Source organism: Pantoea rwandensis, assembly GCF_002095475.1.
Lineage (GTDB): Bacteria > Pseudomonadota > Gammaproteobacteria > Enterobacterales > Enterobacteriaceae > Pantoea > Pantoea rwandensis.
In genome coordinates this window covers 70610-93991 of the sequence record NZ_MLFR01000009.1, presented here as the reverse complement: position 1 = coordinate 93991, position 23382 = coordinate 70610, and the positions used below count along the sequence as shown (strand labels likewise).

The window sequence follows — 23382 nt, the reverse complement described above, 5'->3', positions numbered from 1 at the left end:
GGATGGCGGCGCACATTAAATTGTGATGTTCTGCTGCGGCCGATATGCCATCCGTGTACGGGAAGCTTAGACTTCGTCGGGTGTTCTCAGGTTAGTGACGGCAATACGCTCGCCGCGTTTTCTTTCACGCTCTGGCTGCATATTGGCGCGATAAACACCCTGATCACCGACTACCCACGAAAGCGGGCGACGCTCTTTACCAATGGATTCACGCAGCAGCAGCAGCGCTTGCATATAGGCTTCAGGGCGCGGTGGGCAGCCTGGTATATACACATCGACAGGCAGGAATTTATCTACGCCCTGCACCACTGAGTAGATGTCGTACATGCCACCCGAGTTGGCGCAGGCTCCCATCGAGATCACCCATTTCGGTTCCAGCATTTGGTCATACAAACGCTGAATGACCGGCGCCATTTTGGTAAAGGGCGTACCGGCGATCACCATGAAGTCAGCCTGACGTGGAGAGGCACGCATGACTTCCGCACCAAAACGCGCCACGTCGTGCACCGCAGTGAATGACGTGGTCATTTCCACGTAGCAACAGGAAAGACCGAAGTTATACGGCCACAGAGAGTTTTTACGACCCCAGTTCACCATGTCATGCAGGGCGTGCTCGAGCTTGCCCATGTAGACGCTGCGATGAACGTGCTGCTCCAGGGGATCGGTAACAATCTCCTGTTTCTGCAGAGGATAACGATCGTTATCACCGCCGCCGTTCGGGTCTACGCGTGTCAGCGTGTAGTCCATCTTATTGCCTCGCTTTTACTGCTTATGAGGGTTGGTGTGGTTGTGGCTGACCGGGATTGATTTGACCACTACGCGACGACGCGCAGGAGCCCAATCCAGCGCACCGATGCGCACCAGATAAACCAGGCCTGCCAATAGCACCAAAATGAAAATTGCGGCTTCGACAAAGCCGACCCAGCCGCTTTCGCGGATAGATGTCGACCATGCGTATAAATAGAGGGCTTCGACGTCGAAAATAACGAAGAACATCGCAACCAGATAGAATTTAGCGGAGAGGCGAATATGAGTATCACCGACGGATTCGATACCCGATTCAAACGGGGTATCTTTGTGGCGCGCCCGCGCACGTCCACCCAATAACCAACCGCCGGTCAACATGAAGGCACACAGGCCAAATGCGATGACAATAAAGACAATAAATGCCCAGTGGTGGGCGATCACTTCTGTGGTCGTTGACATACTCTTTGCTTACTCATCAAAAGTGGCTCTGGCATCCTGCACTGTTGCAGCAAACACACCACGTCGATTCAAGGGAAGGATAATAAACCCTATAAACTATGCTGTCTTATCGAATAAGCAGCACTTTTATGTGGTTTTTTACTCCTTTCTATAACCTTTTGTCAACTTTGACAAAAGCATTCAAACATTAATTAACACCAGCATCATATTATTAACAAATGAACCCCTTCATGCCAGCTAAATCGCTTCAGTTTGTGAGGTTAATTTTAGTGTAGCGGGTATTCACATGCATGGATCGTGCATTTAACAAACATATTTTGACAGGTCTTGCCTGGATTTCCCCCCCCTTATAGGGGGTATTTTTTGATCCAGGACACATAACGGTGTTTTTTGCTGTTAAAAACGCCAATTTCTCTTGGCAGATGCCCTGGAAAAGATGGCACGAAATGACAAAAAAGTTCCACTCTGATTAAAAATGGAACGCATTTCATTTTTCGGGAAGGTGGGAAAATTACAGGGCGTGAATGGCGTCAGAAAATGCAGAGTAAAAGGCATAAAAAAAAGCCTTAGCTTAGAATATTCAGGCTAAGGCTTATTTATCTATATTTTAACAACTGACAGGCATTCCATTTGAGAGGAATTACCCGTTAAGTTTAACCTTACTCTTCGTCATCCAGCAGCAAGCTGCCATCTGGATTTGCCGTCAGATTGTAAGGATCATTGGTCGACTGCATCGCATTAAAGATGGCGAGAGCCAATTCATTGTCGCTGTCTGGATTGCGGCACAGCAGGTACTGCGTATCTGGCAGAACCGGCAAACCTTCTGCCGCGCCCATGACACGCAATTCTGGACTCATCATCTCAACAGGACGTGCCGTCACACCTAAACCGGCCTTCACGGCAGCACGAACAGCAGCCAGTGTTGACGCGACATAGGAGATACGCCATGGAATGCCGGCTTCGTTCAGGTGATCAATCGCCATGTCACGGTAAGGGCTTGGCTCATCCAGTAGGACCAAAGGAATCGCTTCACCGCGCTGGAAGATGTAATCCGCTGCACAGTACCAAAGCGTTGGTGATGTACGCAGAACCTGATGGGTGAAATTACCCGGGCTGGACGTGGTCACTACCAGATCGACTTCACCCTGGTTCAGCATTTCCATCATGAACGGGTTACGCTTAACACGGACATCAATGGCCAACTTTGGATACACCGACGTTACGCGGTTAAGCAGGAACGGCAAGATAGTATCGGAAGTGTCATCGGAGGCGCCGATGGTCAGTACGCCCTGGATGTTGCTGTACATTAAAGAGGTGCAAGCTTCGTCGTTAAAACGAAGGATCTTCCTGGCGTAGCCCAGCAACTGGATGCCATGCTCCGTCAGCAGTTTATTACGTCCATGTCTGGCAAACAGCTCTTTACCTACCAATTGTTCCAGACGTTGCATCTGCTGACTTACTGCGGATTGCGTTCTGCATACTGCTGCAGCGGCGGCTGCGAAAGTATTAAGGTCAGCAACAGCAACAAAAGTACGCAGCAGATCGAGGTCGAGATTCAGTATCGGACGATTTGCATTAGTCATGTTTTTTCTTCACTTATAAGTTTTTTTAAAACTACTACCCTGGTGTATTACCTTAGTTATCAAATAGATAATAGGTAATGGTGCTTAATGACAGCCCTGTGTGGAGGCTGTCATAAAAAATCGTGTAAGGCGGATGCCGACGGAAACGTCGCTCTGAAATCAGAGGCGCGCCATCTATAAAAGACAGAACAACTTCGGGTCCGAAGACGTATGTCGCACAGGTGCTGGAAGCTGCGTAGTTGTCTAGTTTCCCGCGAAAAGGCCCTGCGGGTCAAAAAGAGATAACATCATGTTATGAAGATGCGAAGCGGTAAAGTGCATCAAATAATAAATTATACTTAATCATTTTTACGCTTTAAAGGGAAATGTTTTTGTTCTAAACATCGTAATTTTTGACCAAAACGCTTTTCCGGTACATCCTGCCACAACGCTGTGCAATTTTTAACCCTCCTGGTTCTGAATCCTTACAACCCGCCTAAAGTAACACTACAAATGCTATTTAACCCGGCTTTGGCGTCATAATCCTGCACTTCCAGAGACATAAATCTGCTGCCCTTTAGTGAATAAGAATGCACTGCATTCTCTGACACCACTCATTGCTTCAATAGCGCTGCACACTTATTCGGCATCTAACAAGATTCCTTTAACTATTTCATCAGGTCGCTAACCAATTTTTATAGCGGATGCCATTTCAAAACTTCTTAATCTCTTTCTTTTTCTATGGATATGAGGGTTTACACCCCAAACCATACAAAGCAGCATTAAGTACTGACAATTAAGATTTTACTGGATTTATAAACCAGATTAACTCACTAAAAATGCGTTTCCCGCCACCTCCAGCAGGAATAACTCGCTAACACGCCAAAACCTAGCGGCGCCCTTCTTTTGTTACAGTGAGAGGAGTAAATTGGGCGGGTTTGTTTTTGGTGGCAGGTTAAAGGACTCTGCCCATTAAGGCGGTAATGATGAATTTTCAAATTGATAAATCCGGCAAGCTGGAAAATGTCTGTTATGACATCCGTGGCCCGGTACTGAAAGAAGCTAAGCGTCTGGAAGAAGAAGGTAATAAAGTTCTCAAACTCAACATCGGCAACCCTGCCCCGTTTGGTTTTGAAGCCCCTGATGAAATTCTGGTCGACGTGATTCGCAACCTGCCGAGTTCGCAAGGCTATTGCGATTCAAAAGGGCTGTATTCAGCGCGTAAAGCGATTATGCAGCACTACCAGGCGCGTGATATGCGCGATGTGACCGTTGAAGACATCTATATTGGTAACGGTGTTTCTGAACTGATAGTGCAGGCGATGCAAGCATTGCTGAACAGCGGTGATGAGATGCTGGTCCCTGCGCCGGATTATCCGTTATGGACTGCAGCCGTATCGCTGTCGAGCGGTAAAGCTGTGCATTATCTGTGTGATGAGTCTGCGGGTTGGTTCCCGGATTTGGACGATATCCGCAGTAAGATTACCCCGCGCACGCGCGGCATAGTGATCATCAACCCGAACAATCCTACGGGTGCGGTTTACAGCAAAGAACTGTTGATGGAAGTGGTGGAGATTGCGCGTCAGCACAACCTGATCATTTTCGCTGATGAAATCTACGACAAGATTTTGTACGACGAAGCACAGCATCATTCGATTGCGGCACTGGCGCCGGATTTGCTAACGGTAACCTTTAATGGTTTGTCTAAGACTTACCGTGTGGCTGGTTTCCGCCAGGGCTGGATGGTGCTTAACGGTCCGAAAAAACATGCTAAAGGCTATATCGAAGGTTTGGAGATGCTGGCGTCGATGCGTTTGTGTGCCAACGTTCCTGCCCAGCATGCGATTCAAACCGCGTTGGGTGGCTATCAAAGCATCAGCGAGTTCATTGCACCTGGTGGTCGCTTGTATGAGCAGCGTCAGCGAGCTTGGGAGCTCATCAACGACATTCCCGGCGTGAGCTGCGTTAAGCCCCAAGGTGCGCTGTATATGTTCCCGCGCATCGACCCGAAGAAGTTCAATATCTTTGATGACCAAAAAATGGTGCTGGACTTCCTGCTACAGGAAAAAGTGCTGCTGGTTCAGGGTACTGCTTTCAACTGGCCATGGCCGGATCACGTGCGCATCGTAACGCTGCCGCGCGTCGATGATTTGGAAATGGCTATAAGCAAGTTTGGCCGTTTCCTGCAAGGCTATCGCCAGTAATATGTGATGCGTATACTGTTCTCATTTCGGGGAGTGTCATACTCCCCGCCGTGCGAACAGGAATCCGCCATGACTCGTAGCCACTTCTTCGCCCATCTGTCCCGTCTTAAGCTGATCAACCGCTGGCCGCTGATGCGCAATGTGCGCACCGAAAACGTCTCTGAACACAGCCTTCAGGTAGCGATGGTTGCCCATGCGCTTGCCATCATTAAAAACAAGAAGTTTAACGGTAATCTCAACGCAGAACGTATCGCGATGCTCGCGCTATACCACGATGCCAGTGAAGTATTGACGGGCGACTTACCCACGCCGGTGAAGTACTACAACGCGCAGATTGCCCATGAATATAAAAAGATCGAAAAGATTGCCCAGCATAAATTGATCGATATGCTGCCGCCTGAGTTGCAGGAGACGTATCGTCCATTGATCGATGAGCATTTGCACAGCGAAAGTGAGCAATCCGTGGTTAAACAGGCTGACGCCTTATGCGCCTACGTGAAATGTCTGGAAGAGTTGTCTGCAGGGAATAATGAGTTTTTACTGGCGAAGGCGCGCCTGGAAAAAACCCTTTCACAACGTCGTTCACCAGAAATGGATTACTTCGTAGAGGTCTTTATTCCTAGTTTTAGCCTGTCTCTGGATGAAATTTCCCAAGATACCCCATTATAAAAACGGGCCGTAAAGGCCCGCTTTAATTAGACTTTGACTGACACCGTAAATGTGCCGTTATCCGCCTGCGTCACCACCAGCGGTTCTAGCGTTTTTACCTGCCAAGCCACTTCGTTAAGGCGTGGGGCATCATGCGGCGCGTTGACAGCAACAACAGCACTGCCCGCTTCCAGTCCAGCAATGATACCTGCAGGTGCATCTTCTACGACGACGCATTCGGTCGCAGCCAGCCCGAGTCGTTCAGCTCCCAGCAGGTAGGGTTCAGGGTTCGGCTTACCGAGTTTGATGTTTTCCGCCGTGATAAACACTTCCGGCATCGGCAGACCTGCGGCTTTGTGCCGAGCATGCGCCACCGGAATCGACCCTGATGTCACAATCGCCCAGGGAATCTGCAATTCATTCAAGGTGGACAGCAACATTTTCGCGCCCGGAATCGCCTGAACGCCTTGCGTGTCTTCGGCCTCAAGACGTTCAAGCCACAGGAATTCAGCCTGAATCGCCTCTTCTGATTGCCCAGCCATAAAATGGCGTAGCGAATTGATTGCTGGCTTACCGTGTATAAAATTCAGGACCTCTTCCGCCGCGATACCCTGGCGTTCGCCCCACAATGACCATGCGCGAATCACCGCAGGCAATGAATCCACCAATGTACCGTCTAAATCAAACAGAAAACCCCTGTACTTCACACGCGACTCCTTATTCAGGCATTAAGAATCTGCGCAATTTCGTTTGCGCTGAGATGATACTGACGTGGGCAAGTGTGCCACACTGCCAGCATGCGTTGGTATTTTTCCCACATCGGGGTTTGTGCGTTGAAACCATGCGTCCCGGAATCGAACTGAGTATAGCGCCCTTCAATATTCACCATGAAGCGCACATAGCCGAGATAGCGTGCCTCGGTTGCGGCATCAAAGCCAAGAAAGGCCAGACGGCGCTCTTCAATCGCATTAGCCTCTTTGAGGTTCGACCAAGAGACATGTAACGCGTGGTGCATTTCCATAATGTCGATTAACTGGCGACACGTCGCTTCCGTCAACTCGCCAAACTCTTTATCCAGTTCGCGCAGTTGCAGGCCGTAGCCGCGTTCAATAATGGTTTGATAACGACGATAGCGTTCAGCGTTATCGGGTTCCAGCATGGCCATCATTTTGTATTGATTAGAGAGGATGAGTCGCTGTGCGTGCGTCATTTCCATGGTTTACTCCCGGGCCGGGAAGGCCGCTTAAGATTTAAACAATGAGGAAATGATTACACAAGGAAAGCGATGCGTGTATATCCGCACCACTTTTCTTTGATTTGAACCGGGATCGCGCACAAATTCTCTTCAGGAGAATAGGTGTGCCGATCAAAGATCGTCGAGGAAAGTACGATCGAGTTGTTTGAAGGCGCGCTTCAGTACATCTGCCAATGCCTGATAAGTCGGCTTGCCGTCGACCGGCGCAATGGCCTGGCCCGCTTCTTCCAGTTTCGCGCGCACTTCATGGAACCAGTGCAGCAGTGTTGGCGGCAATGGCGTCACAGAGCGCTTACCTAACCACCACAGCCCTTGCATCGGCAAACTGCAGGCAAACAACGCGGTGGCAATGGCTGGACCTAATTGCCCGCCCATGGCAATTTGCCAGGTCAGCGTGAAGATCGCCAACGGTGGCATAAAGCGAATGGCAAAGCGGGTGGCGGTGACCACACGGTTCTCAGGGAACATCGGTGCCAGGCGCTTATCGGATGGCCAGGTCTTCATGTATCGTTGACCGTTCTGAAATAAGCCGAACCAGCCTGGATTACTCGTCTCATTCGACATGATAGACCTCAACTAATTTTGTAATGTTTAAAATAAACTGATAACTACACAACTTTACGTCACATCCTTCAAAAGTTTTTGTCTTTGCGAGTGACAGTGGGTATTCTGACGCCGTTTTAACAACATTACCGGAAGCTTCAGCTCAATTAAAGAGCGGTTTAGAGCCATGTTTCGCTAAGCGGGTTTCAAAAAATCGCGTAAAATTACCTAAATTTTTTTGCATGTCGGTCTCTTTTTGACTACCGCATGATGTTAATCATTAATCTACCAGCATTCATGGGCTACGCTGTTAGTCTGATTGCGTTATTTTTAGCCACTATTTAATCAATAGGTACTTCCATGTCGACGAAGTTAGTACTGGTTCTGAACTGCGGCAGCTCCTCTCTTAAGTTTGCCATCCTTAACCCGGCCACCGGTGACGAGTATCTGTCAGGTCTGGCGGAGTGTTTCCATTTACCTGAAGCACGTATCAAGTGGAAGCTGGAAGGCAGCAAACAGGAAGCTCCACTGGGCGCGGGCGCGGCACACAGTGAAGCGCTGAACTTCATCGTTAAAACTATTCTGGCACAAAAACCAGAGCTTTCGGCACAAATTGCTGCAATTGGCCATCGCATTGTTCACGGCGGCGAGCAGCTGACAAAATCGGTCATCATCGATGAATCTGTTATTCAGGGCATTAAAGACGCGTCTTCATTTGCCCCGCTGCACAACCCAGCGCATTTGATCGGCATCGACGAAGCTTTGAAGAACTTCCCACATTTGTCGGATAAGAATGTGGCGGTTTTTGATACAGCTTTCCATCAGACAATGCCGGAAGAGTCATATCTCTATGCGCTGCCGTATAAACTGTACAAAGAGCACGGCGTTCGTCGCTATGGCGCACACGGCACCAGTCACTATTACGTGACACAGGAAGCCGCCAAAATGCTGAACAAGCCCGTTAGCGAGCTGAATATCATTACCTGCCATTTGGGTAATGGCGGTTCGGTATCCGCCATCCGTAACGGCCAGTGCGTTGATACCTCAATGGGTCTGACACCGCTGGAAGGTTTGGTCATGGGCACGCGCAGTGGCGATATCGATCCTGCTATTGTGTTCTTCCTGCACGATGCACTGGGCATGAGCGTGGATGCGATCAATAAGCTGTTGACCAAAGAGTCTGGCCTGCTGGGTCTGACTGAAGTGACCAGCGACTGCCGCTACGTTGAAGATAACTACGCGACGAAAGAAGATGCCAAACGTGCAATGGATGTGTTCTGCCACCGTCTGGCGAAATACATCGGCAGTTACACCGCGCTGATGGAAGGTCGTCTTGATGCCGTGGTGTTCACCGGTGGTATTGGTGAGAATGCCGCGATGGTGCGTGAACTGGCACTGGCGAAACTGGGTCTGTTGGGCTTCGAAGTGGATCACGATCGTAACCTGGCAGCGCGCTTCGGCAAGTCTGGCTTCATCAATAAGGAAGGCACTCGCCCAGCGGTGGTGATTCCAACCAATGAAGAGTTGGTTATCGCCCAAGACGCCGCGCGTCTCACTGCGTAAACACACTTCTCTCCGTCAGCTCAGGCTGACGGAGTTGTTTTGGCTCGTCTGCAACACCTGAGAGGTTTCTATAGTGTCACGTACAATCATGCTCATCCCCACCGGCACCAGCGTCGGCCTGACCAGCGTCAGCCTCGGCGTAATCCGTGCCATGGAGCGCAAAGGTGTTCGCCTGAGCGTGTTCAAGCCGATTGCCCAGCCCCGTGCGGGCGGCGATGCACCGGACCAGACCACCACCATCATTCGTAAGAACTCCGCGATTCCTGCCGCTGAACCGCTGCAGATGTCACGCGTTGAGTCACTGTTGGGTTCGAACCAGCAAGACGTATTGATGGAAGAGATCATTGCTAACTACCACGCCAATGCGCAAGACGCGGAAGTGGTGTTGGTGGAAGGGCTGGTGCCAACGCGTAAGCATCAGTTTGCTTCCTCGCTGAACTATGAAATCGCTAAAACCCTGAACGCTGAGATCGTTTTCGTAACGGCGCTGGGCAACGATTCACCCGCGCAGTTGAAAGAGCGCATTGAGCTGACCCAAAGCAGTTTTGGTGGCAGTAAAAACAAAAACATCACCGGCGTGATCATCAACAAACTGAATGCCCCGGTGGATGAACAAGGTCGTACGCGTCCGGACCTGTCCGAAATTTTTGATGACTCGACCAAAGCGAGCATCGCCAATATCGATCCTAAGCAGCTGTTTGCTAATAGTCCGCTGCCGATTCTCGGCTGTGTGCCGTGGAGTTTCGATCTGATCGCCACGCGTGCCATCGATATGTGCCGTCATTTGAACGCAGACATCATCAACGAGGGTGAGATTCAGACGCGCCGCGTGAAATCTGTGACATTCTGCGCACGTAGCATTCCGCACATGCTGGAGCATTTCCGTCCCGGCTCACTGCTGGTGACCTCGGCTGACCGTCCAGACGTGTTGGTTGCAGCTTGTCTCGCCGCGATGAACGGGATCGAGATTGGTGCCGTATTGCTGACCGGTGGATATCAGATTGAAGCGCCGATTGCGCGTCTGTGTGAGCGTGCCTTCCAGACTGGCCTGCCGGTATTTATGGTGAAGACCAATACCTGGCAGACCTCACTGAGCCTGCAGAGCTTCAATCTGGAAGTGCCTGCGGATGATACCCAGCGTATTGAGAAGGTGCAGGAGTATGTGGCCAGCTTTATCGACGCCGATTGGGTGGAATCACTGACTGCGACTTCCGAGCGCAGCCGTCGCCTGTCTCCACCAGCCTTCCGTTATCAGTTGACCGAGCTGGCACGTAAAGCGGGCAAACGTATCGTGCTGCCTGAAGGCGACGAGCCGCGTACGGTGAAAGCCGCTGCGATTTGCGCCGAGCGTGGCATTGCATCCTGTGTGCTATTGGGTAATCCAGACGAGATCCAGCGTGTTGCTGCCGCTCAGGGTGTGGTGTTGGGCCAGGGCATTGAGATCGTCGATCCAGAAGTGGTGCGCGAGAATTATGTGCCGCGTTTGGTTGAGCTGCGTAAGAGCAAGGGCATGACCGAAGTGGTTGCGCAGGAGCAACTGGAAGATAACGTGATGCTCGGCACCATGATGCTGGAGCGTGGCGAAGTGGATGGGTTGGTGTCGGGTGCAGTGCACACCACCGCGAATACCATTCGCCCGCCGTTACAGTTGATCAAAACTGCGCCAAACAGTTCGCTGGTGTCTTCAGTGTTCTTTATGCTGCTGCCAGAGCAGGTGCTGGTGTATGGCGACTGTGCCATCAACCCGGATCCGAATCCAGAACAGCTGGCAGAGATCGCCATTCAGTCGGCGGATTCCGCGAAGGCCTTTGGTATTGATCCACGTGTAGCAATGATCTCCTACTCAACCGGTAACTCCGGTGCGGGTAGCGATGTTGAGAAGGTACGTGAAGCCACGCGTATCGCACAGGAGAAACGTCCTGATCTGGTGATCGATGGTCCGTTGCAGTATGACGCCGCGATTATGGAAGATGTGGCGAAATCGAAAGCACCGAACTCTGCCGTTGCAGGTCGTGCTACCGTGTTTATCTTCCCAGATCTGAACACCGGTAACACCACTTACAAAGCGGTTCAGCGTTCGGCCGACCTGATTTCCATCGGACCGATGCTGCAAGGTATGCGCAAGCCGGTGAACGATTTGTCACGTGGCGCATTGGTGGATGACATTGTTTATACCATCGCACTGACAGCGATTCAGTCACAGCAGGCGGAAGGTTAAGTCCTTTTCCATCCTGCTGAACAGGGAGAGCATGAGGGTTAAACCTCGTGCTCTTTTTTTGCTTTAAGATAGGTGGGTACAATATCCGCTAGCCCTTCTCCAGCCGCAGTTCGATAAGGCACTGCCGTTGCTCAAGGCATTTTGCGTAAGCATTAGAAACAACAAAGGCGCCATGTGGCGCCTTGTTCAATCGTAGCGGGAACTCAGGATTCGCTGCTCTGTTTGCGACGGGCTGCATCACTGTTACGGCTCAGCCACAGTGATACCGCTTTGAGCGAGTCGTCAGTAAATTCATCACAGCGAGCGGTGATCTCTTCCGGCGTCATCCAGAACACTTCGTCGACTTCTTCTTCCTGCATGGCAAACGGACCATGCGACACACAGCTGAACAAGCCGCCCCAGACGCGACAGTGCTGATCTTCGAAGTAGAATTTGCCGTGTTCGGCAAACGGCACAGCAGCGATGCCTAGCTCTTCCTCCGCTTCACGGCGTGCAGATTCCAGCATGTCTTCACCACTCTGCACTACGCCACCAGCGGTTGCATCGAGCATACCCGGCATGAAGTCTTTGATTTCAGTGCGACGCTGCACCAGAATTTTGCCCATACCATCATGCACCACAATGTAGGTCGCACGATGACGCAAATTCTGCGCGCGCATCTGCGCACGGCTGGCCTGCGCAATGACTTCGTTCTCTTCACTAACGATATCAACCCACTCGATACCGCTATCTGCCGTTTGATCCACCATCCGTAACCCTTTTCTGTTTTCGGCGTGCCCAGCACGCGCCTGTTTGCGATGCTTTATTAGAATGAGCGGTAAGGTAAAGCGTTCTTTTCGCCTCCGCAAGGCTCTTCGTGCTTAGCGCGATTTGCCCGATTCAGCCAGCCACAACTGCACTGACGCGCGCTGCCACTGAAACTCGGCGTAATGCTGCAATTTCACCGGCAACGTGTCGCCATGCAGTGCCAAACGGTTAATCATCACGGCCAGATCGGTGTCGGCAATCGACCATTCGCCAAACAGGTTTTGTTGTCCATCCGGCAGTAGACGCTGAACCGCCGCAATCAACTTACTGGCGGCCTGCTCGCCTGCCGGGGTTAGTGGCGCAAAGCGCTCGCCGGCAAACAGCACTTCTGTCGGACGCTCAGCACGCAGCGCCATTAAATCACTGCGCAGCCACGCCTGCACTTCACGCGCATGTGCACGTTTTTCACGATCGCGCGGATAGAGACGCTCAAATTCAGGGGCTGGAAAGCGCTCTTCAAGGTATTCAGCAATCGCTGAAGATTCATTGAGCACCAGATCATCAATTTGCAGCGTAGGCACGCGGCACGTTAGCGACAGCGCGCGGTAGTCATCATCAAGCTGCGCGTTTTGCGCTAAGTCCACACGCTTCAGGGTGAAAGGGATGCCCTTCTCGGTGAGTGCAACGTAAACCGACATGGCGTAAGGACTGAAAAAGGATGCATCGGACCACAAGGTGATGGATGGATAGTTCATCGGCTGCCTCAATAAGCATCAGGTGTGCTTTCTATTTACCGATTTTTATTTGTTAAGGCAATGGTGTGCTGGTCGGATCTTTGACCTTGAGACCACGACAAACTTTCCCTTTTTCTTCATTAGCGTAAGCGCTGTCACGCTATCCGGGCGCTTCTCTTCTATGATCAATCTGAGCAGAAAATAAATTACAAGGAGGCTCAGCATGCACCTGCTTATAACCGGCGGCACAGGTTTGATTGGCCGACATCTGATACCGCGTCTGCTGTTACTCGGTCATCAGGTGAACGTCGTCACACGAGATGTCGCGGCTGCACGTGACAAACTGGACCCCCGCGTTTCGCTGTGGTCCGGCATCAATCAGCAACCCGATCTCAATGGCATTGATGGTGTGATCAATCTGGCGGGCGAACCGATCGCAGACAAACGCTGGACCGAACAACAGAAGCTGCGGTTATGTGAAAGTCGCTGGCAAATGACCGAACAAATCGTTTCGCTGATCCACGCTAGCAGTAACCCACCGCATTTTTTAATCTCCGGCTCCGCGACCGGCTTTTACGGTGATACCGGTGACTTGGTATTAACGGAAGACGATCCCGGCCACGATGAATTCACACATGCCCTGTGTGCACGCTGGGAACAGTTGGCGCTCAATGCACAAAGCGATCGCACCCGCGTTTGCTTGTTACGTACTGGCGTAGTGTTAGCTGAGGAAGGTGGCGCACTGGCAAAAATGAAGCTGCCGTTCAAACTGGGCGTTGGCGGTCCGATTGGCAGTGGTAAGCAGTACCTGCCGTGGATTCACATTGATGATCTGGTTAACGCCATCATCTGGCTAATTGACAATAGCGACCTGAGCGGACCGTTCAATATGGTTGCACCTTATGCGGTGCGCAATGAGCAGTTCGCCGCCACACTCGGACATGTGATGCATCGACCGGCGTTTATGCGCACGCCTGCCAGTGCGATTAAATTGATGATGGGCGAATCCGCGGTGTTGGTCCTCGGTGGACAGCACGTATTACCGAAACGACTGGAGGAGTCGGGCTTCGGTTTCCGTTGGTATGATCTACAGGAAGCGCTACAGGATGTAGCGGGATAATCAGACGGCGGCTCTGAGCCGCCGTTTTTCCATTAGCTACGCTGCTCCGCGACTCGCGATTTCACCGCTCTCTCCTCTCGGGTATGCCCTGGTTGCGGCACGCGAATAATAAAGGTGAGTACGCCCGCAAACACATACAGCGCGGTGTAAGCCCATACCACACCCACGATATCAAAGAACGGCAACATCACTGAGGCGATAGCCGGAGCCACGAAATTGCTCAGGCCCGCCGACAGGTTGTAAATCGATACGGCTGCGCCTTTGTGATGCGGCTCCAGCGTCGGAAATACCGCCGTCATCGGCACAAACGCCGCCACAAAGATCCCTAACATCACTGCCGGAATCAGCGCCACCCAGAAGTTGTGACCGGCATACAGCGGCAGGTAGTAAAACATCAGGCTGGAGATCGCCATCCCCAGACAACCGAACCAGCGCACCTGACGGATCCAGCCCAGCTTTTCGCCAGTGATACCCCAGAAGATGTTGGTGAAAATGGTGACAAAGAAGAACACCGCCCAGATTTGTAGCCATTCAGAGATGGTGAAGCCGAGACGATCGACAAACAGTAGTGGCATGACGATGGCAAAACCAAACAGCGACAGCGTGTTGATGATGCGAATCAGGCAGGCATAAAACACGTGCTGATTGGTGAACAAGATGGTCACCGCGCGCGACATCTCGGTCATCTTGTCACGCATGGGCAAATTCACACGCGAACGATCCACCGGCACATTGCGCAGGCTGAAGTACGCTAGAATCCCACCACAGGCCACCCAGATAATCGCCAGCCACAACGTTCCGGTCTCCCCCAGCATCGGGATGGTCAGACTTGGCAAATAGCTGCCAACCACGCCGATGCCGACGGAATACATTGCCCAGAACCAGCCTGTCGCCGCCGCCAACTTTTCACGCGGCAATATCTGCACCAGCATCATCATGAACGAGTAGATAAACAGCGGATAAGCCAGGCCGCGAATGCAGTAGAACAGCACCATCAGCGGATAGTTGCGCAGACCAAGCCCCAGCGACATAAACAACGTGTGCATCACGATCCACAGCACAAAGCCTATCATCATCGCGCGCTGGGGCGTGATCAGCTCTGCCACCACGCCGGACGCCCAGGCCGCCAGCGCCGCCGCTAAGCCATAGAAGGTAAACACCACCGCAGATTGCGCAGGCGTAAAGCCCATATCCGTGATATGGCGAGACAAAAACGCCATTTCAAAGCCATCACCCGCCATAAAAATCGCGATAGCGAGGAAGCCCCAGAACATCTTTTTCGGTAAGCCAAACCAGTATTCGTTCGATTGCATCACAATCACCTTCTGTTCGGTAAGCCGTTATGCAGGCAGCAAGCTGCGCACCTGTTGTTGTTGGATGTAGAGTTCGCGGAACAGACGCAGCCGCTGTTGCAGCACCGCACCGCGCGTCACATCCGGTTGATAGCGCGCCTGTACCGCCGGTTTCAGGCAGACCTCTTGCTCATTACCGCCGTCGGCCAGCCACGCTAAACGCGCAGCACCCAACGCGCCGGATGCGCTGGCCGGATGGGTGACGATAGGCAGTTGCAGCACATCGGCAATCAGCTGTGCCCACAACGTGCTGCGCGCACCGCCGCCAGTCAGGCTGCATTGCTGAATGTGATGCTGGGCGTCACCGAGCACGGCTAACCCCTCCGCCAAGCCAAATGCCACGCCTTCGATCACCGCATAGCCCAGCAAGGCACGCGGCGTTTCGTGGCGTAAATTGAAGAAAGAACCGGAAGCATCTGGGTCGTTATGCGGTGTGCGTTCACCCGACAGATAGGGCAGGAAGACCGGTGCGCTGCGCAGTTGTTCATCGCTCAGCAGTGCCATCTCCTCCATCAGTTGGCTTTCGCTAACTGACAGCAGATTGCATAGCCAGCGCAGGCAACTGGCGGCGCTGAGCATCACACTCATCTGATGCCAACGGCCCGGTAGCGCATGGCAGAAGGCATGCACACCGGATTGGGGATCGGCTTGAAGACGATCATTCACCACGAAGATCACGCCGGACGTGCCCAGTGAAATAAAAGCATCGCCCGGATTCACTGCGCCCACACCAACCGCTGAAGCGGCATTGTCACCGCCACCACCAGCCACCGTCACCGAAGTGGATAAGCCCCACTCGCTCGCCAGTGCTGGCTGCAAACGGCCACTCACCGCGCTGCCTTCCACCAGTTCGGGCATCTGGGCGCGCGTCAGCCCGGTGATGCCCAGCAGTTCATCAGACCAATCACGCTGCGCCACATCCAGCCACAAGGTGCCGGCAGCATCGGAAGGTTCACTGACAAAGCGCCCGGTAAGACGCCAGCGCAGGTAATCTTTGGGCAGCAAAACCTTATCGATGCGGCTGAAGATCTCCGGCTCATGCTCTGCTACCCAGCGCAGTTTCGGCGCGGTGAAGCCAGGCATGATCATGTTGCCGCTGATCGCCATCATCTGCGGATAGCACTTCCGTAGCACCTCACACTGCGGCGCACTGCGTGTGTCGTTCCACAAGATGCACGGGCGCAGTACCTTGCCATCCGCATCCAGCAGCACAGCACCGTGCATCTGACCGGACAAGCCGATGGCGCGAATCTCGGCCCACGCATCAGGAGATTGATGACGCAATGCCGCCAGCACCTCGGTGCAGGCTTGCCACCAGCGTTCGGGATCCTGTTCAGCCCAGTGGGGATGCGGTCGCTGCACAGCCAGCGTGGCGTGCTGAGACGCCACAATCTCGCCGTCTGTATTAACGATCAGCGCTTTAAGTTCTGAGGTTCCGATATCGATGCCGAGATACATGATTACACCGCCGCCAGTTCTGGCTGTTTCAGCCACTGCTGTAAACTCTCAACACGGCGCGTCACCAGGGCATGAAATGCCTTGTCGTTGGCCAGTTCCGCAAACAGCGCGCTGTCACTCAGGAAGGACTTCAGCGGGTCGGCACTGGCGAATTGTTTACGCAGCGCATCGGCCTGTAGCGCGCCATCCTGATAGGCGTAAGGCAGATCGTCATTGGCCCAGCGCTGCATAAACAGGAAGAACAACGCCGGAATCATCGCCGTTGCAGTGGGCTGCGCGCCGCGCTGGTAGCACTCTTGCAGGGTTGGCGTCACCATGCCGGGAATTTTGGACAGGCCATCAGCGCCCACGCGCTGATTGGTGTCTTTGATGTAAGGGTTGCTAAAGCGGGCCAGCACCACGTCGCGGTATTCGGCTAAATCAAGCGGGCTGGGTGACAGGGAGGGAATAACATCCTGAGTGACGTAATCGTGCGCCAGTTGATAAATCGCCGGATGACGCGTGCTGTCATCGATATAGTTCAAGCCAATCAGCGTGCCCGCCCAGGCAATCGCGGCATGCGTCGCATTGAGGATGCGGATTTTCGCCTCTTCCCACGGCAGCACCGATTCCACCAGCTCAACGCCGACCTTTTCCAGCGCCGGACGCCCGGCAATAAAGTCATCCTCAATCACCCACTGAATAAAGGACTCCGCCATCACCGCTGCGCTATCCTGTTTGCCGGTTGCGGCTTGCACGCGCTCCGCCACATCCGGCGTAGGGCGAGGGGTGATGCGATCGACCATGGTATTCGGCGAAGTGGTCTGCGTGCGCACCCAATGTGCCAGCGCGGTATCGCCTTTGGCCGCAAGAAAAGCAAGGAAACCCTCACGGAAACGCTCACCGTTGTGGCGCAGGTTGTCACAGTTCAGCAGCGTGACCGGCGCGCCACCGTGCGCAACACGCTGTGTCAGAATGCGACTCAGTGCGCCATAAATAGTGCGGATATCGCCGCCAAGATCGGCTTTCACGTCCGCTTGGTTAAGATCCAAGGTGAATTCAGGCGTCAGGTAGTAACCCGCTTCTGTCACGGTAAAGCCGATCACACGGGTTTGCGGATTGGCCCCCTGTTCTACCAGTGCGCTGATTTCACTATCCCACGGCAAAATTTTGCGCACTGAGGTGATAGTTTCATAGTCCCGCTCACCTTCCGGCGTGACGGTTTCCAACACATATTCACCGTTCTGTGCCGCTAACTGATTGAGCAGCGGCACTGCGTCATTGCGAATATTGCCGAGCGCGATGCCCCAGCTTTCGTCTCCCTGCTCGCGCAGTTTATGCAGATACCACGCCTGATGTGCCCGATGAAATGATCCCGCGCCGATGTGCATCCACACTGATTGATTGGTCATAGCTGCCTCAATTAAACATTTGCCACAAGAAAGGGCATTTGCCCGATGACCAGTAGCATAGTGCTCGTGACGAGGATCATTCTGCGAGCCTTATCACAAATAATACTTTTGCTCTTTTTTAGGGCTTTTGCTCAGTTAGTGCTTTTCATTAAACACGCGCTAAGATGACGCATCGATTTTGACGGAACAGCGTGATGAGCAGAGAAGAGAAAAAGCAGGAGCTGGCCGCGCGTGCCGCGTGGATGTATTACGTCGCAGGCGTAACGCAGCAGGAGATTGCGCAGGCATTGGGACTGTCACGCCAAGTGGCACAGCGACTGGTGTCCAGCGCACGTGAAATGGGCATGGTGAGCGTGAAAATCGATCATCCTGTGACGCGCTGTCTGCAACTGGCACGCGAGGTGCAGGAGAAGTATGGACTGGATCTGTGCCGCGTAGTGCCATCGGCCAATCTGAATGATGACGCCATTCAACAGATGCTGGCGGTGGAAGGCGCGGCGGTGATGTCACAGTTCATCAATGAGGAAACGCCGCAGGTCTTTGGCATTGGTTCAGGCAAAACCCTGCGCTCAATGATCGACGCATTGCCGTGGGTGGATCGCCCGCAACATCAGTGCGTTTCGATGATTGGTGCCATTGCACGCGATGATTCCGGAACCCGCTACGACGTGCCACTGAAAATGGCGGAGAAAATGCAGGGCAAGTATTACTTCATTCCTGCGCCGCTGTACGCTGACACGCCACAAGATAAAGCGATGTGGGTGCAGCATCAGGTATACCAGCGCGTCACCGATCGTGCATTACAGGCGAATGTCGCCTTCGTGGGTATTGGGGAAGTGATGCCAGGCTGTCCGCTCAATGCCGAAGGATTTATTACCGATGCGCAGGTTGAAGCGCTGAATGCGCGCGGCGTGGTGGGCGAGATGCTCGGTCATTTTTTCAATCAGCAAGGTGAGCGCGTGTGGGGCGAAACCGATGAGCTACTGACCAGCGTATTGCTGGAGAGCCAGACGCAGCGCAAGATTATTGGTTTTTCTGGCAGCGAGCGTAAGTACCCGGCGATTCGTGCCGCGTTACAGGGCGGATGGGTCTCGGGACTGGTGACCGATGAAGATACGGCGCTGAAGTTACTGCGGGATTAACACGCGCGCACCATTGCCTCATCTCGCCCGTGCGGTTATCAGCCAAGTCCGCATCGCTGCTTCATCTCGCCCGTGCGATTATCAGCCAGGTGCGCATAAATGCTTCATCTCGCCCGTGCGGTTATCAGCCAGGTGCGCATAAATGCGCACCCTACGAATGTAGGGTCGCCATTTATGGCGACCTGGTCGATTACTTCAGCGATCCCGACAGGAACTGCTGCAAACGCGGGCTTTTCGGGTTGCCAAACAGTTCATCTGGCGAGCCCTGCTCTTCAATCTTGCCCTGATGCAGGAAAATCACGTGATTGGAAACGTGACGAGCAAACTCCATCTCGTGCGTCACCACCACCATGGTTTTGCCCTCTTCCGCCAGCTTCTGCATGATGCGCAGCACTTCGCCAACTAACTCGGGATCGAGCGCCGAAGTCGGCTCATCAAACAGCAGCACTTCCGGCTCCATCGCCAGTGCACGAGCGATGGAAACGCGTTGCTGCTGACCACCAGAAAGATGCACCGGATATTTAGCCCGCGCACGTTCGTCAATCCCGACTTTATCCAGATACTTAATCGCACGCTCGCGCGCTTCTGCTTTGCTCAGCCCCAGCACCTGAATCGGCGCTTCGGTGACGTTGTCCAGCACCGTCATGTGGCTCCACAAATTGAAGTGCTGGAACACCATAGTCAGACGTGTGCGCAGTGAGCGCAACTGCTCTTTATTGGCGACTTTCAGCTGGCCATCGGTGTCGCGCACCAATGAGATCTGCTCGTTGTTCACCGAGATGGTGCCTTCACTCGGTTTTTCGAGGAAGTTAATGCAGCGTAAGAAGGTACTTTTCCCGGAACCGGACGAGCCAATAATGCTGATCACATCGCCGGCATTGGCCTGCAGTGATACACCTTTCAGAACTTCGTGTTCACCGTAACGCTTATGCAGTTCGGTAACGCTTAATTTGTTGTCAGCCATAGTGATACTCAATGCGATGAAGAAGGTTTCACGTGCGCCAGGAAGCGGCGTTCCGCTTTGCGGAACAGGCTAATCAGCACGTAAGAGATAATCAGATACAGCACTGCAGCGATGCCAAACGCGGTAAACGGCTGATAGGTCGCCGAGTTGATATCACGCGCGATTTTCAACAGATCCGGCACCGTGGCGGTAAACGCCAATGCCGTAGAGTGCAGCATCAGGATCACTTCATTACTGTAGGCCGGCAGCGCGGTACGCAACGCCGAGGGCAAAATGATGCAGCGATACAGTTTGAATGGCGAGAAACCATAAGCACGTGCGGCTTCAATCTCACCATGCGGCACCGCGCGAATCGCGCCAGCGAAGATTTCCGTGGTGTAAGCACAGGTATTCAAGGTGAAGGCCAGCAGCGTACAGTTAAGGCCACTGCGGAAGAAGGCGTTCAGCAGCTCCGATCCTTTCACCACTTCCAGCGTGTACATGCCGGAGTAGAACACCAGCAGCTGCACATACAGCGGTGTACCACGGAACACATAGGTGAACAGCCAGACGGGCGTGGAAATGTAGCGATTTGGCGATACGCGCGCAATCGCCAGCAACACCGCCATACATCCGCCGATTACCACAGAAAGAATCAATAACCACAACGTAATGGCGACGCCGGTAAAACGATAACCATCGGTCCAGAGCAGCTGTTTCCAATACTCCTGAATAATTTCGATCATAGCTCTGCCCTTTTCACACCCACCGTGTAGCGGCGTTCAAGCCACCACAGCACGCCGTTCGACAGCGTGGTAAACACCAGATAAATCACCCCCGCGACAATCGCGAAGTAGAACGGCTGCCAGGTACTTTTACCTGCCAACTGCGTGGCTTTCACCACGTCTTCCAGCCCCAGCAGCGACACCAGCGCCGTGGCTTTGAGAATCACCTGCCAGTTATTACCAATGCCAGGCAACGCAAAACGCATCATCGCCGGGAACAGGATACGGCGGAAAGTTTGCGAACCGGTGAAGCCGAAAGCGGTCGCCGCTTCGATTTGCCCTTTTGGTACGGCAAGGAAAGCACCACGGAAGGTTTCGGTGAAGTACGCGCCATAGATGAAACCGAGCGTAATGATACCGGCCACCATCGGATCGATGTCGAATTGGGCGACACCCAACGCATCGGTCACGGTATTGAGGGCAATTTGCAAACCGTAGAAGATCAGCAACATCAGGACTAAGTCAGGCACACCGCGGATTAAGGTGGTGTAGCCTTCAGAAATCATCACCAACATGCGGCTGCGTGAGAGTTTGGCGCCAGCGCCCATCAAGCCAAGCACTAACGCGAGTACCACCGAGCTAAGTGCCAGCTCAAGGGTCACCAGAGTGCCTTTGAGGATTACTTCAGAATAGCCATACAGCATGGGTTCGATCCTGTCGTGAAGGAAAATAACAAACGCTGCCCAACTAACGGACAGTCCTGACCAGGATTTGAATCACAGGGTAGATGGCGGCAAGCGTATGAACCCCGGGAGTTTACATAAGTAAGCGCCCGGAGTGAATAGTTATGACCAACCCTGCTGCAAATCAATCATCAAGGTCAGAAAACAGGACAATTAATCGCCGTACACGTTGAAATCAAAGTACTTCTTCGCAATCTTGTCGTAAGTGCCATCTTTACGCATTTCGCTGAACGCTTTGTCGATGGCTGCTTTCAGATCGGCATCATCTTTACGTAAGCCCATACCGGTGCCGACACCAAAGATTTTGTCGTCTTTCACCGCAGGACCCGCAAACACATAACCTTTGCCGACCGGCTGCTTCAGGAAGCCCTCGCTTGCCTGCACTTCGTCCTGGAATGCCGCATCGATACGACCTGCATTTAGGTCTTGATAGACCAAGTCCTGATTGGCATACGGTGTAACGGTCACACCTTTTGGACGCCAGTTTTCATTGGCGTAGGTTTCCTGAGTGGTGCCCTGCAGCAGACCGATGTTTTTACCTTTCAGCGATTCAATGGTCGGTTGCAGCGTTGAGCCTTTTTTCGCCACTAAACGTGCATTGGCCGCGTAGAGTTTTTCAGAGAAGGCGATCTCTTCCTGACGCTTCTCGGTAATGGAGAGAGAAGAGATGATGGCGTCGATCTTCTTCGCTTTCAGCGACGGGATCAGCGCATCAAAATCACTTTCCACGAAAGTACATTTGGTCTCGATACGCTTACAGATTTCGTTCGCCAAATCGATGTCAAAACCCACTAACTGGCCTTGCGCATTCTTGGATTCAAACGGCGGGTATGTCGGGTCTGTCCCGATGCGCAGCGTTTTTGGTACCGCAGCGAACACGCTCGCAGCGCTGGTCATTGCCAGCAATAGGGAAAGAGCCAAAACTCGCTTTTTCATAGGTAACCCTCAAGTGAAGTGCTTATTGTTATATGGTGCGTGATGTGTGTTTGCGCTGAATGATTTGCAGGTTTCATGCCAGTTATGCAAAACGGCGAAAGCGTGCTCAGGCGCACTAAATACCGCGCGTCTTACGGGCGCAAGCACTTAGTTTGTGAGGGGAATATAGCAGCGGTGTTAGGAAGAAAAAGCGACATTGTTAACTTTTGGTGCACAAGATGCACGAAGAGTGATCGGGCGCGCGATTTTGCACACAATGAGTGCACTTTTGCACCATTATGCGCCATGCCAGCGGGTGAACAGGTCTTCAGGCAGCGCTATATCAAACTGATCGATGACACGATTGACCGTTTGATCGATTAAATCCTCAATCCGCTGCGGACGATGATAGAACGCCGGGACAGGTGGCATGATGATCGCGCCCAGCTCGGCCGCGGTGGTCATCATGCGCAAATGCCCCAGATGCAGTGGCGTTTCACGCACGCACAGCACCAGCTTACGCTGCTCTTTTAGCACCACATCCGCCGCACGTGTCAGCAGACTATCACTGTAGCTGTGCACAATGCCGGAGAGGGTTTTCATTGAACAGGGCAATATCGCCATACCCAGAGTCTTGAACGAACCCGATGAAATACTGGCGGCAATGTCACGCACATCGTGCACCACATCGGCTAGCGCTTGCACATCGCGCAGGCTGTAATCGGTTTCCAGCGCCAGCGTCTGGCGTGCCGCAGGGCTCATCACCAAGTGGGTTTCCACATCGGCTAACGGTTGCAAGACTTGCAACATGCGCACGCCGTAAATCGCGCCGCTGGCGCCGGAAATTCCAATGATGAGTCGTTTCATAATTCAGCCTTGCCCGTTCAGATTGCGGCAATGATAGCTGCTCACT

At 52.9% G+C, this 23382-nt stretch carries 22 protein-coding genes; 6 read left to right on the top strand and 16 right to left on the bottom strand.

Features of this window, described 5'->3' with window-relative positions; translation table 11 throughout:
* Positions 1-66: 66 nt before the first annotated feature.
* From HA51_RS11280 to lrhA, 3 genes are all read right to left on the bottom strand, one after another.
* Positions 67-747 carry a NuoB/complex I 20 kDa subunit family protein gene (locus HA51_RS11280; protein ID WP_007889318.1) on the bottom strand — a complete coding sequence of 227 codons (681 nt, stop codon included), beginning with the start codon at positions 745-747 and terminating at the stop codon, positions 67-69.
* Positions 748-762: 15 nt separating this feature from the next.
* The gene (locus tag HA51_RS11275; protein WP_034825074.1) at positions 763-1206 is read right to left on the bottom strand and encodes an NADH-quinone oxidoreductase subunit A; all 444 of its coding nucleotides are present in this window, start codon (positions 1204-1206) and stop codon (positions 763-765) included.
* Positions 1207-1865: 659 nt separating this feature from the next.
* On the bottom strand, positions 1866-2789 hold the full coding sequence (gene lrhA / locus HA51_RS11270) for a transcriptional regulator LrhA (protein ID WP_084934603.1): 924 nt from the start codon (positions 2787-2789) through the stop codon (positions 1866-1868).
* A 965-nt stretch (positions 2790-3754) separates the two neighbouring features.
* Between lrhA and HA51_RS11265 the strand changes: the two genes are divergently transcribed.
* Positions 3755-4972, top strand: coding sequence for a pyridoxal phosphate-dependent aminotransferase (locus HA51_RS11265; protein ID WP_039336479.1), 1218 nt, complete (start codon positions 3755-3757; stop codon positions 4970-4972).
* Positions 4973-5041: 69 nt separating this feature from the next.
* Entirely contained in the window at positions 5042-5641 is a 600-nt protein-coding gene (yfbR, locus tag HA51_RS11260) for a 5'-deoxynucleotidase (RefSeq protein WP_084934602.1), read from the top strand.
* 26 nt (positions 5642-5667) lie between these two features.
* Here the strand turns inward: yfbR and HA51_RS11255 are convergent, their stop codons facing one another.
* From HA51_RS11255 to yfbV, 3 genes are all read right to left on the bottom strand, one after another.
* A complete protein-coding gene (locus HA51_RS11255) occupies positions 5668-6327 on the bottom strand; it encodes a sugar phosphatase (protein ID WP_084934601.1) in 660 nt (219 codons plus the stop codon).
* A gap of 14 nt (positions 6328-6341) precedes the next feature.
* Positions 6342-6836: a YfbU family protein gene (locus HA51_RS11250; protein WP_084934600.1), complete on the bottom strand. Its 495-nt coding sequence runs from the start codon at positions 6834-6836 to the stop codon at positions 6342-6344.
* Positions 6837-6986: 150 nt separating this feature from the next.
* Positions 6987-7439: a terminus macrodomain insulation protein YfbV gene (gene yfbV, locus HA51_RS11245; RefSeq protein WP_084934599.1), complete on the bottom strand. Its 453-nt coding sequence runs from the start codon at positions 7437-7439 to the stop codon at positions 6987-6989.
* Between the two features lie 339 nt (positions 7440-7778).
* Between yfbV and ackA the strand changes: the two genes are divergently transcribed.
* Complete coding sequence (ackA, locus tag HA51_RS11240) at positions 7779-8981, top strand: acetate kinase (protein WP_084934598.1); 1203 nt, start codon at positions 7779-7781, stop codon at positions 8979-8981.
* Positions 8982-9054: 73 nt separating this feature from the next.
* Positions 9055-11199 carry a phosphate acetyltransferase gene (gene pta, locus HA51_RS11235; protein WP_211282927.1) on the top strand — a complete coding sequence of 715 codons (2145 nt, stop codon included), beginning with the start codon at positions 9055-9057 and terminating at the stop codon, positions 11197-11199.
* A 203-nt stretch (positions 11200-11402) separates the two neighbouring features.
* Here the strand turns inward: pta and yfcD are convergent, their stop codons facing one another.
* Together yfcD and yfcF are read right to left on the bottom strand one after the other, a co-directional pair.
* Complete coding sequence (yfcD, locus tag HA51_RS11230) at positions 11403-11948, bottom strand: NUDIX hydrolase YfcD (protein WP_084934596.1); 546 nt, start codon at positions 11946-11948, stop codon at positions 11403-11405.
* A 111-nt stretch (positions 11949-12059) separates the two neighbouring features.
* The gene (gene yfcF / locus HA51_RS11225; protein ID WP_038645717.1) at positions 12060-12701 is read right to left on the bottom strand and encodes a glutathione transferase; all 642 of its coding nucleotides are present in this window, start codon (positions 12699-12701) and stop codon (positions 12060-12062) included.
* Positions 12702-12903: 202 nt separating this feature from the next.
* Between yfcF and HA51_RS11220 the strand changes: the two genes are divergently transcribed.
* Positions 12904-13800 (top strand): TIGR01777 family oxidoreductase, encoded by an 897-nt coding sequence (locus HA51_RS11220; protein WP_084934595.1) that lies wholly within the window; start codon positions 12904-12906, stop codon positions 13798-13800.
* A gap of 32 nt (positions 13801-13832) precedes the next feature.
* On the opposite strand, the gene HA51_RS11215 is transcribed toward HA51_RS11220, so the two are convergent.
* From HA51_RS11215 to dalD, 3 genes are read right to left on the bottom strand one after another with little or no spacing between them, the layout of a single operon-like run.
* Positions 13833-15113, bottom strand: a complete 1281-nt coding sequence (locus tag HA51_RS11215) for an MFS transporter (protein WP_084934594.1) — start codon at positions 15111-15113, stop codon at positions 13833-13835.
* A 27-nt stretch (positions 15114-15140) separates the two neighbouring features.
* Positions 15141-16610 carry a xylulokinase gene (gene xylB, locus HA51_RS11210; RefSeq protein WP_084934593.1) on the bottom strand — a complete coding sequence of 490 codons (1470 nt, stop codon included), beginning with the start codon at positions 16608-16610 and terminating at the stop codon, positions 15141-15143.
* Positions 16611-16612: 2 nt separating this feature from the next.
* The gene (gene dalD, locus HA51_RS11205; protein WP_084934592.1) at positions 16613-18001 is read right to left on the bottom strand and encodes a D-arabinitol 4-dehydrogenase; all 1389 of its coding nucleotides are present in this window, start codon (positions 17999-18001) and stop codon (positions 16613-16615) included.
* A gap of 194 nt (positions 18002-18195) precedes the next feature.
* Between dalD and HA51_RS11200 the strand changes: the two genes are divergently transcribed.
* Complete coding sequence (locus HA51_RS11200) at positions 18196-19143, top strand: sugar-binding transcriptional regulator (RefSeq protein ID WP_084934591.1); 948 nt, start codon at positions 18196-18198, stop codon at positions 19141-19143.
* A 190-nt stretch (positions 19144-19333) separates the two neighbouring features.
* On the opposite strand, the gene hisP is transcribed toward HA51_RS11200, so the two are convergent.
* The 5 genes from hisP to HA51_RS11175 all read right to left on the bottom strand — a co-directional run bounded on the left by hisP (position 19334) and on the right by HA51_RS11175 (position 23336).
* Positions 19334-20107 (bottom strand): histidine ABC transporter ATP-binding protein HisP, encoded by a 774-nt coding sequence (gene hisP, locus HA51_RS11195; protein ID WP_084934590.1) that lies wholly within the window; start codon positions 20105-20107, stop codon positions 19334-19336.
* An 8-nt stretch (positions 20108-20115) separates the two neighbouring features.
* Positions 20116-20832, bottom strand: a complete 717-nt coding sequence (locus HA51_RS11190; protein ID WP_084934589.1) for an ABC transporter permease — start codon at positions 20830-20832, stop codon at positions 20116-20118.
* Positions 20829-21515, bottom strand: coding sequence for a histidine ABC transporter permease HisQ (locus HA51_RS11185; RefSeq protein WP_084934588.1), 687 nt, complete (start codon positions 21513-21515; stop codon positions 20829-20831). The genes HA51_RS11190 and HA51_RS11185 overlap by 4 nt, the downstream gene beginning before the upstream one ends.
* A 192-nt stretch (positions 21516-21707) precedes the next feature.
* A complete protein-coding gene (argT, locus tag HA51_RS11180; RefSeq protein ID WP_084934587.1) occupies positions 21708-22490 on the bottom strand; it encodes a lysine/arginine/ornithine ABC transporter substrate-binding protein ArgT in 783 nt (260 codons plus the stop codon).
* Positions 22491-22766: 276 nt separating this feature from the next.
* Positions 22767-23336 (bottom strand): UbiX family flavin prenyltransferase, encoded by a 570-nt coding sequence (locus tag HA51_RS11175; RefSeq protein ID WP_084934586.1) that lies wholly within the window; start codon positions 23334-23336, stop codon positions 22767-22769.
* Positions 23337-23382 lie beyond the last annotated feature (46 nt).

Excerpts from the sequence above, each read along its gene's own strand:
- HA51_RS11280 (WP_007889318.1), bottom strand. The coding sequence starts at position 747 with ATGGACTACACGCTGACACGCGTAGACCCGAACGGCGGCGGTGATAAC.
- HA51_RS11275 (WP_034825074.1), bottom strand. The coding sequence starts at position 1,206 with ATGTCAACGACCACAGAAGTGATCGCCCACCACTGGGCATTTATTGTC.
- lrhA (WP_084934603.1), bottom strand. The coding sequence starts at position 2,789 with ATGACTAATGCAAATCGTCCGATACTGAATCTCGACCTCGATCTGCTG.
- HA51_RS11265 (WP_039336479.1), top strand. The coding sequence starts at position 3,755 with ATGAATTTTCAAATTGATAAATCCGGCAAGCTGGAAAATGTCTGTTAT.
- yfbR (WP_084934602.1), top strand. The coding sequence starts at position 5,042 with ATGACTCGTAGCCACTTCTTCGCCCATCTGTCCCGTCTTAAGCTGATC.
- HA51_RS11250 (WP_084934600.1), bottom strand. The coding sequence starts at position 6,836 with ATGGAAATGACGCACGCACAGCGACTCATCCTCTCTAATCAATACAAA.
- yfbV (WP_084934599.1), bottom strand. The coding sequence starts at position 7,439 with ATGTCGAATGAGACGAGTAATCCAGGCTGGTTCGGCTTATTTCAGAAC.
- ackA (WP_084934598.1), top strand. The coding sequence starts at position 7,779 with ATGTCGACGAAGTTAGTACTGGTTCTGAACTGCGGCAGCTCCTCTCTT.
- yfcD (WP_084934596.1), bottom strand. The coding sequence starts at position 11,948 with ATGGTGGATCAAACGGCAGATAGCGGTATCGAGTGGGTTGATATCGTT.
- yfcF (WP_038645717.1), bottom strand. The coding sequence starts at position 12,701 with ATGAACTATCCATCCATCACCTTGTGGTCCGATGCATCCTTTTTCAGT.
- HA51_RS11220 (WP_084934595.1), top strand. The coding sequence starts at position 12,904 with ATGCACCTGCTTATAACCGGCGGCACAGGTTTGATTGGCCGACATCTG.
- HA51_RS11215 (WP_084934594.1), bottom strand. The coding sequence starts at position 15,113 with ATGCAATCGAACGAATACTGGTTTGGCTTACCGAAAAAGATGTTCTGG.
- xylB (WP_084934593.1), bottom strand. The coding sequence starts at position 16,610 with ATGTATCTCGGCATCGATATCGGAACCTCAGAACTTAAAGCGCTGATC.
- dalD (WP_084934592.1), bottom strand. The coding sequence starts at position 18,001 with ATGACCAATCAATCAGTGTGGATGCACATCGGCGCGGGATCATTTCAT.
- HA51_RS11200 (WP_084934591.1), top strand. The coding sequence starts at position 18,196 with ATGAGCAGAGAAGAGAAAAAGCAGGAGCTGGCCGCGCGTGCCGCGTGG.
- hisP (WP_084934590.1), bottom strand. The coding sequence starts at position 20,107 with ATGGCTGACAACAAATTAAGCGTTACCGAACTGCATAAGCGTTACGGT.
- HA51_RS11190 (WP_084934589.1), bottom strand. The coding sequence starts at position 20,832 with ATGATCGAAATTATTCAGGAGTATTGGAAACAGCTGCTCTGGACCGAT.
- HA51_RS11185 (WP_084934588.1), bottom strand. The coding sequence starts at position 21,515 with ATGCTGTATGGCTATTCTGAAGTAATCCTCAAAGGCACTCTGGTGACC.
- argT (WP_084934587.1), bottom strand. The coding sequence starts at position 22,490 with ATGAAAAAGCGAGTTTTGGCTCTTTCCCTATTGCTGGCAATGACCAGC.
- HA51_RS11175 (WP_084934586.1), bottom strand. The coding sequence starts at position 23,336 with ATGAAACGACTCATCATTGGAATTTCCGGCGCCAGCGGCGCGATTTAC.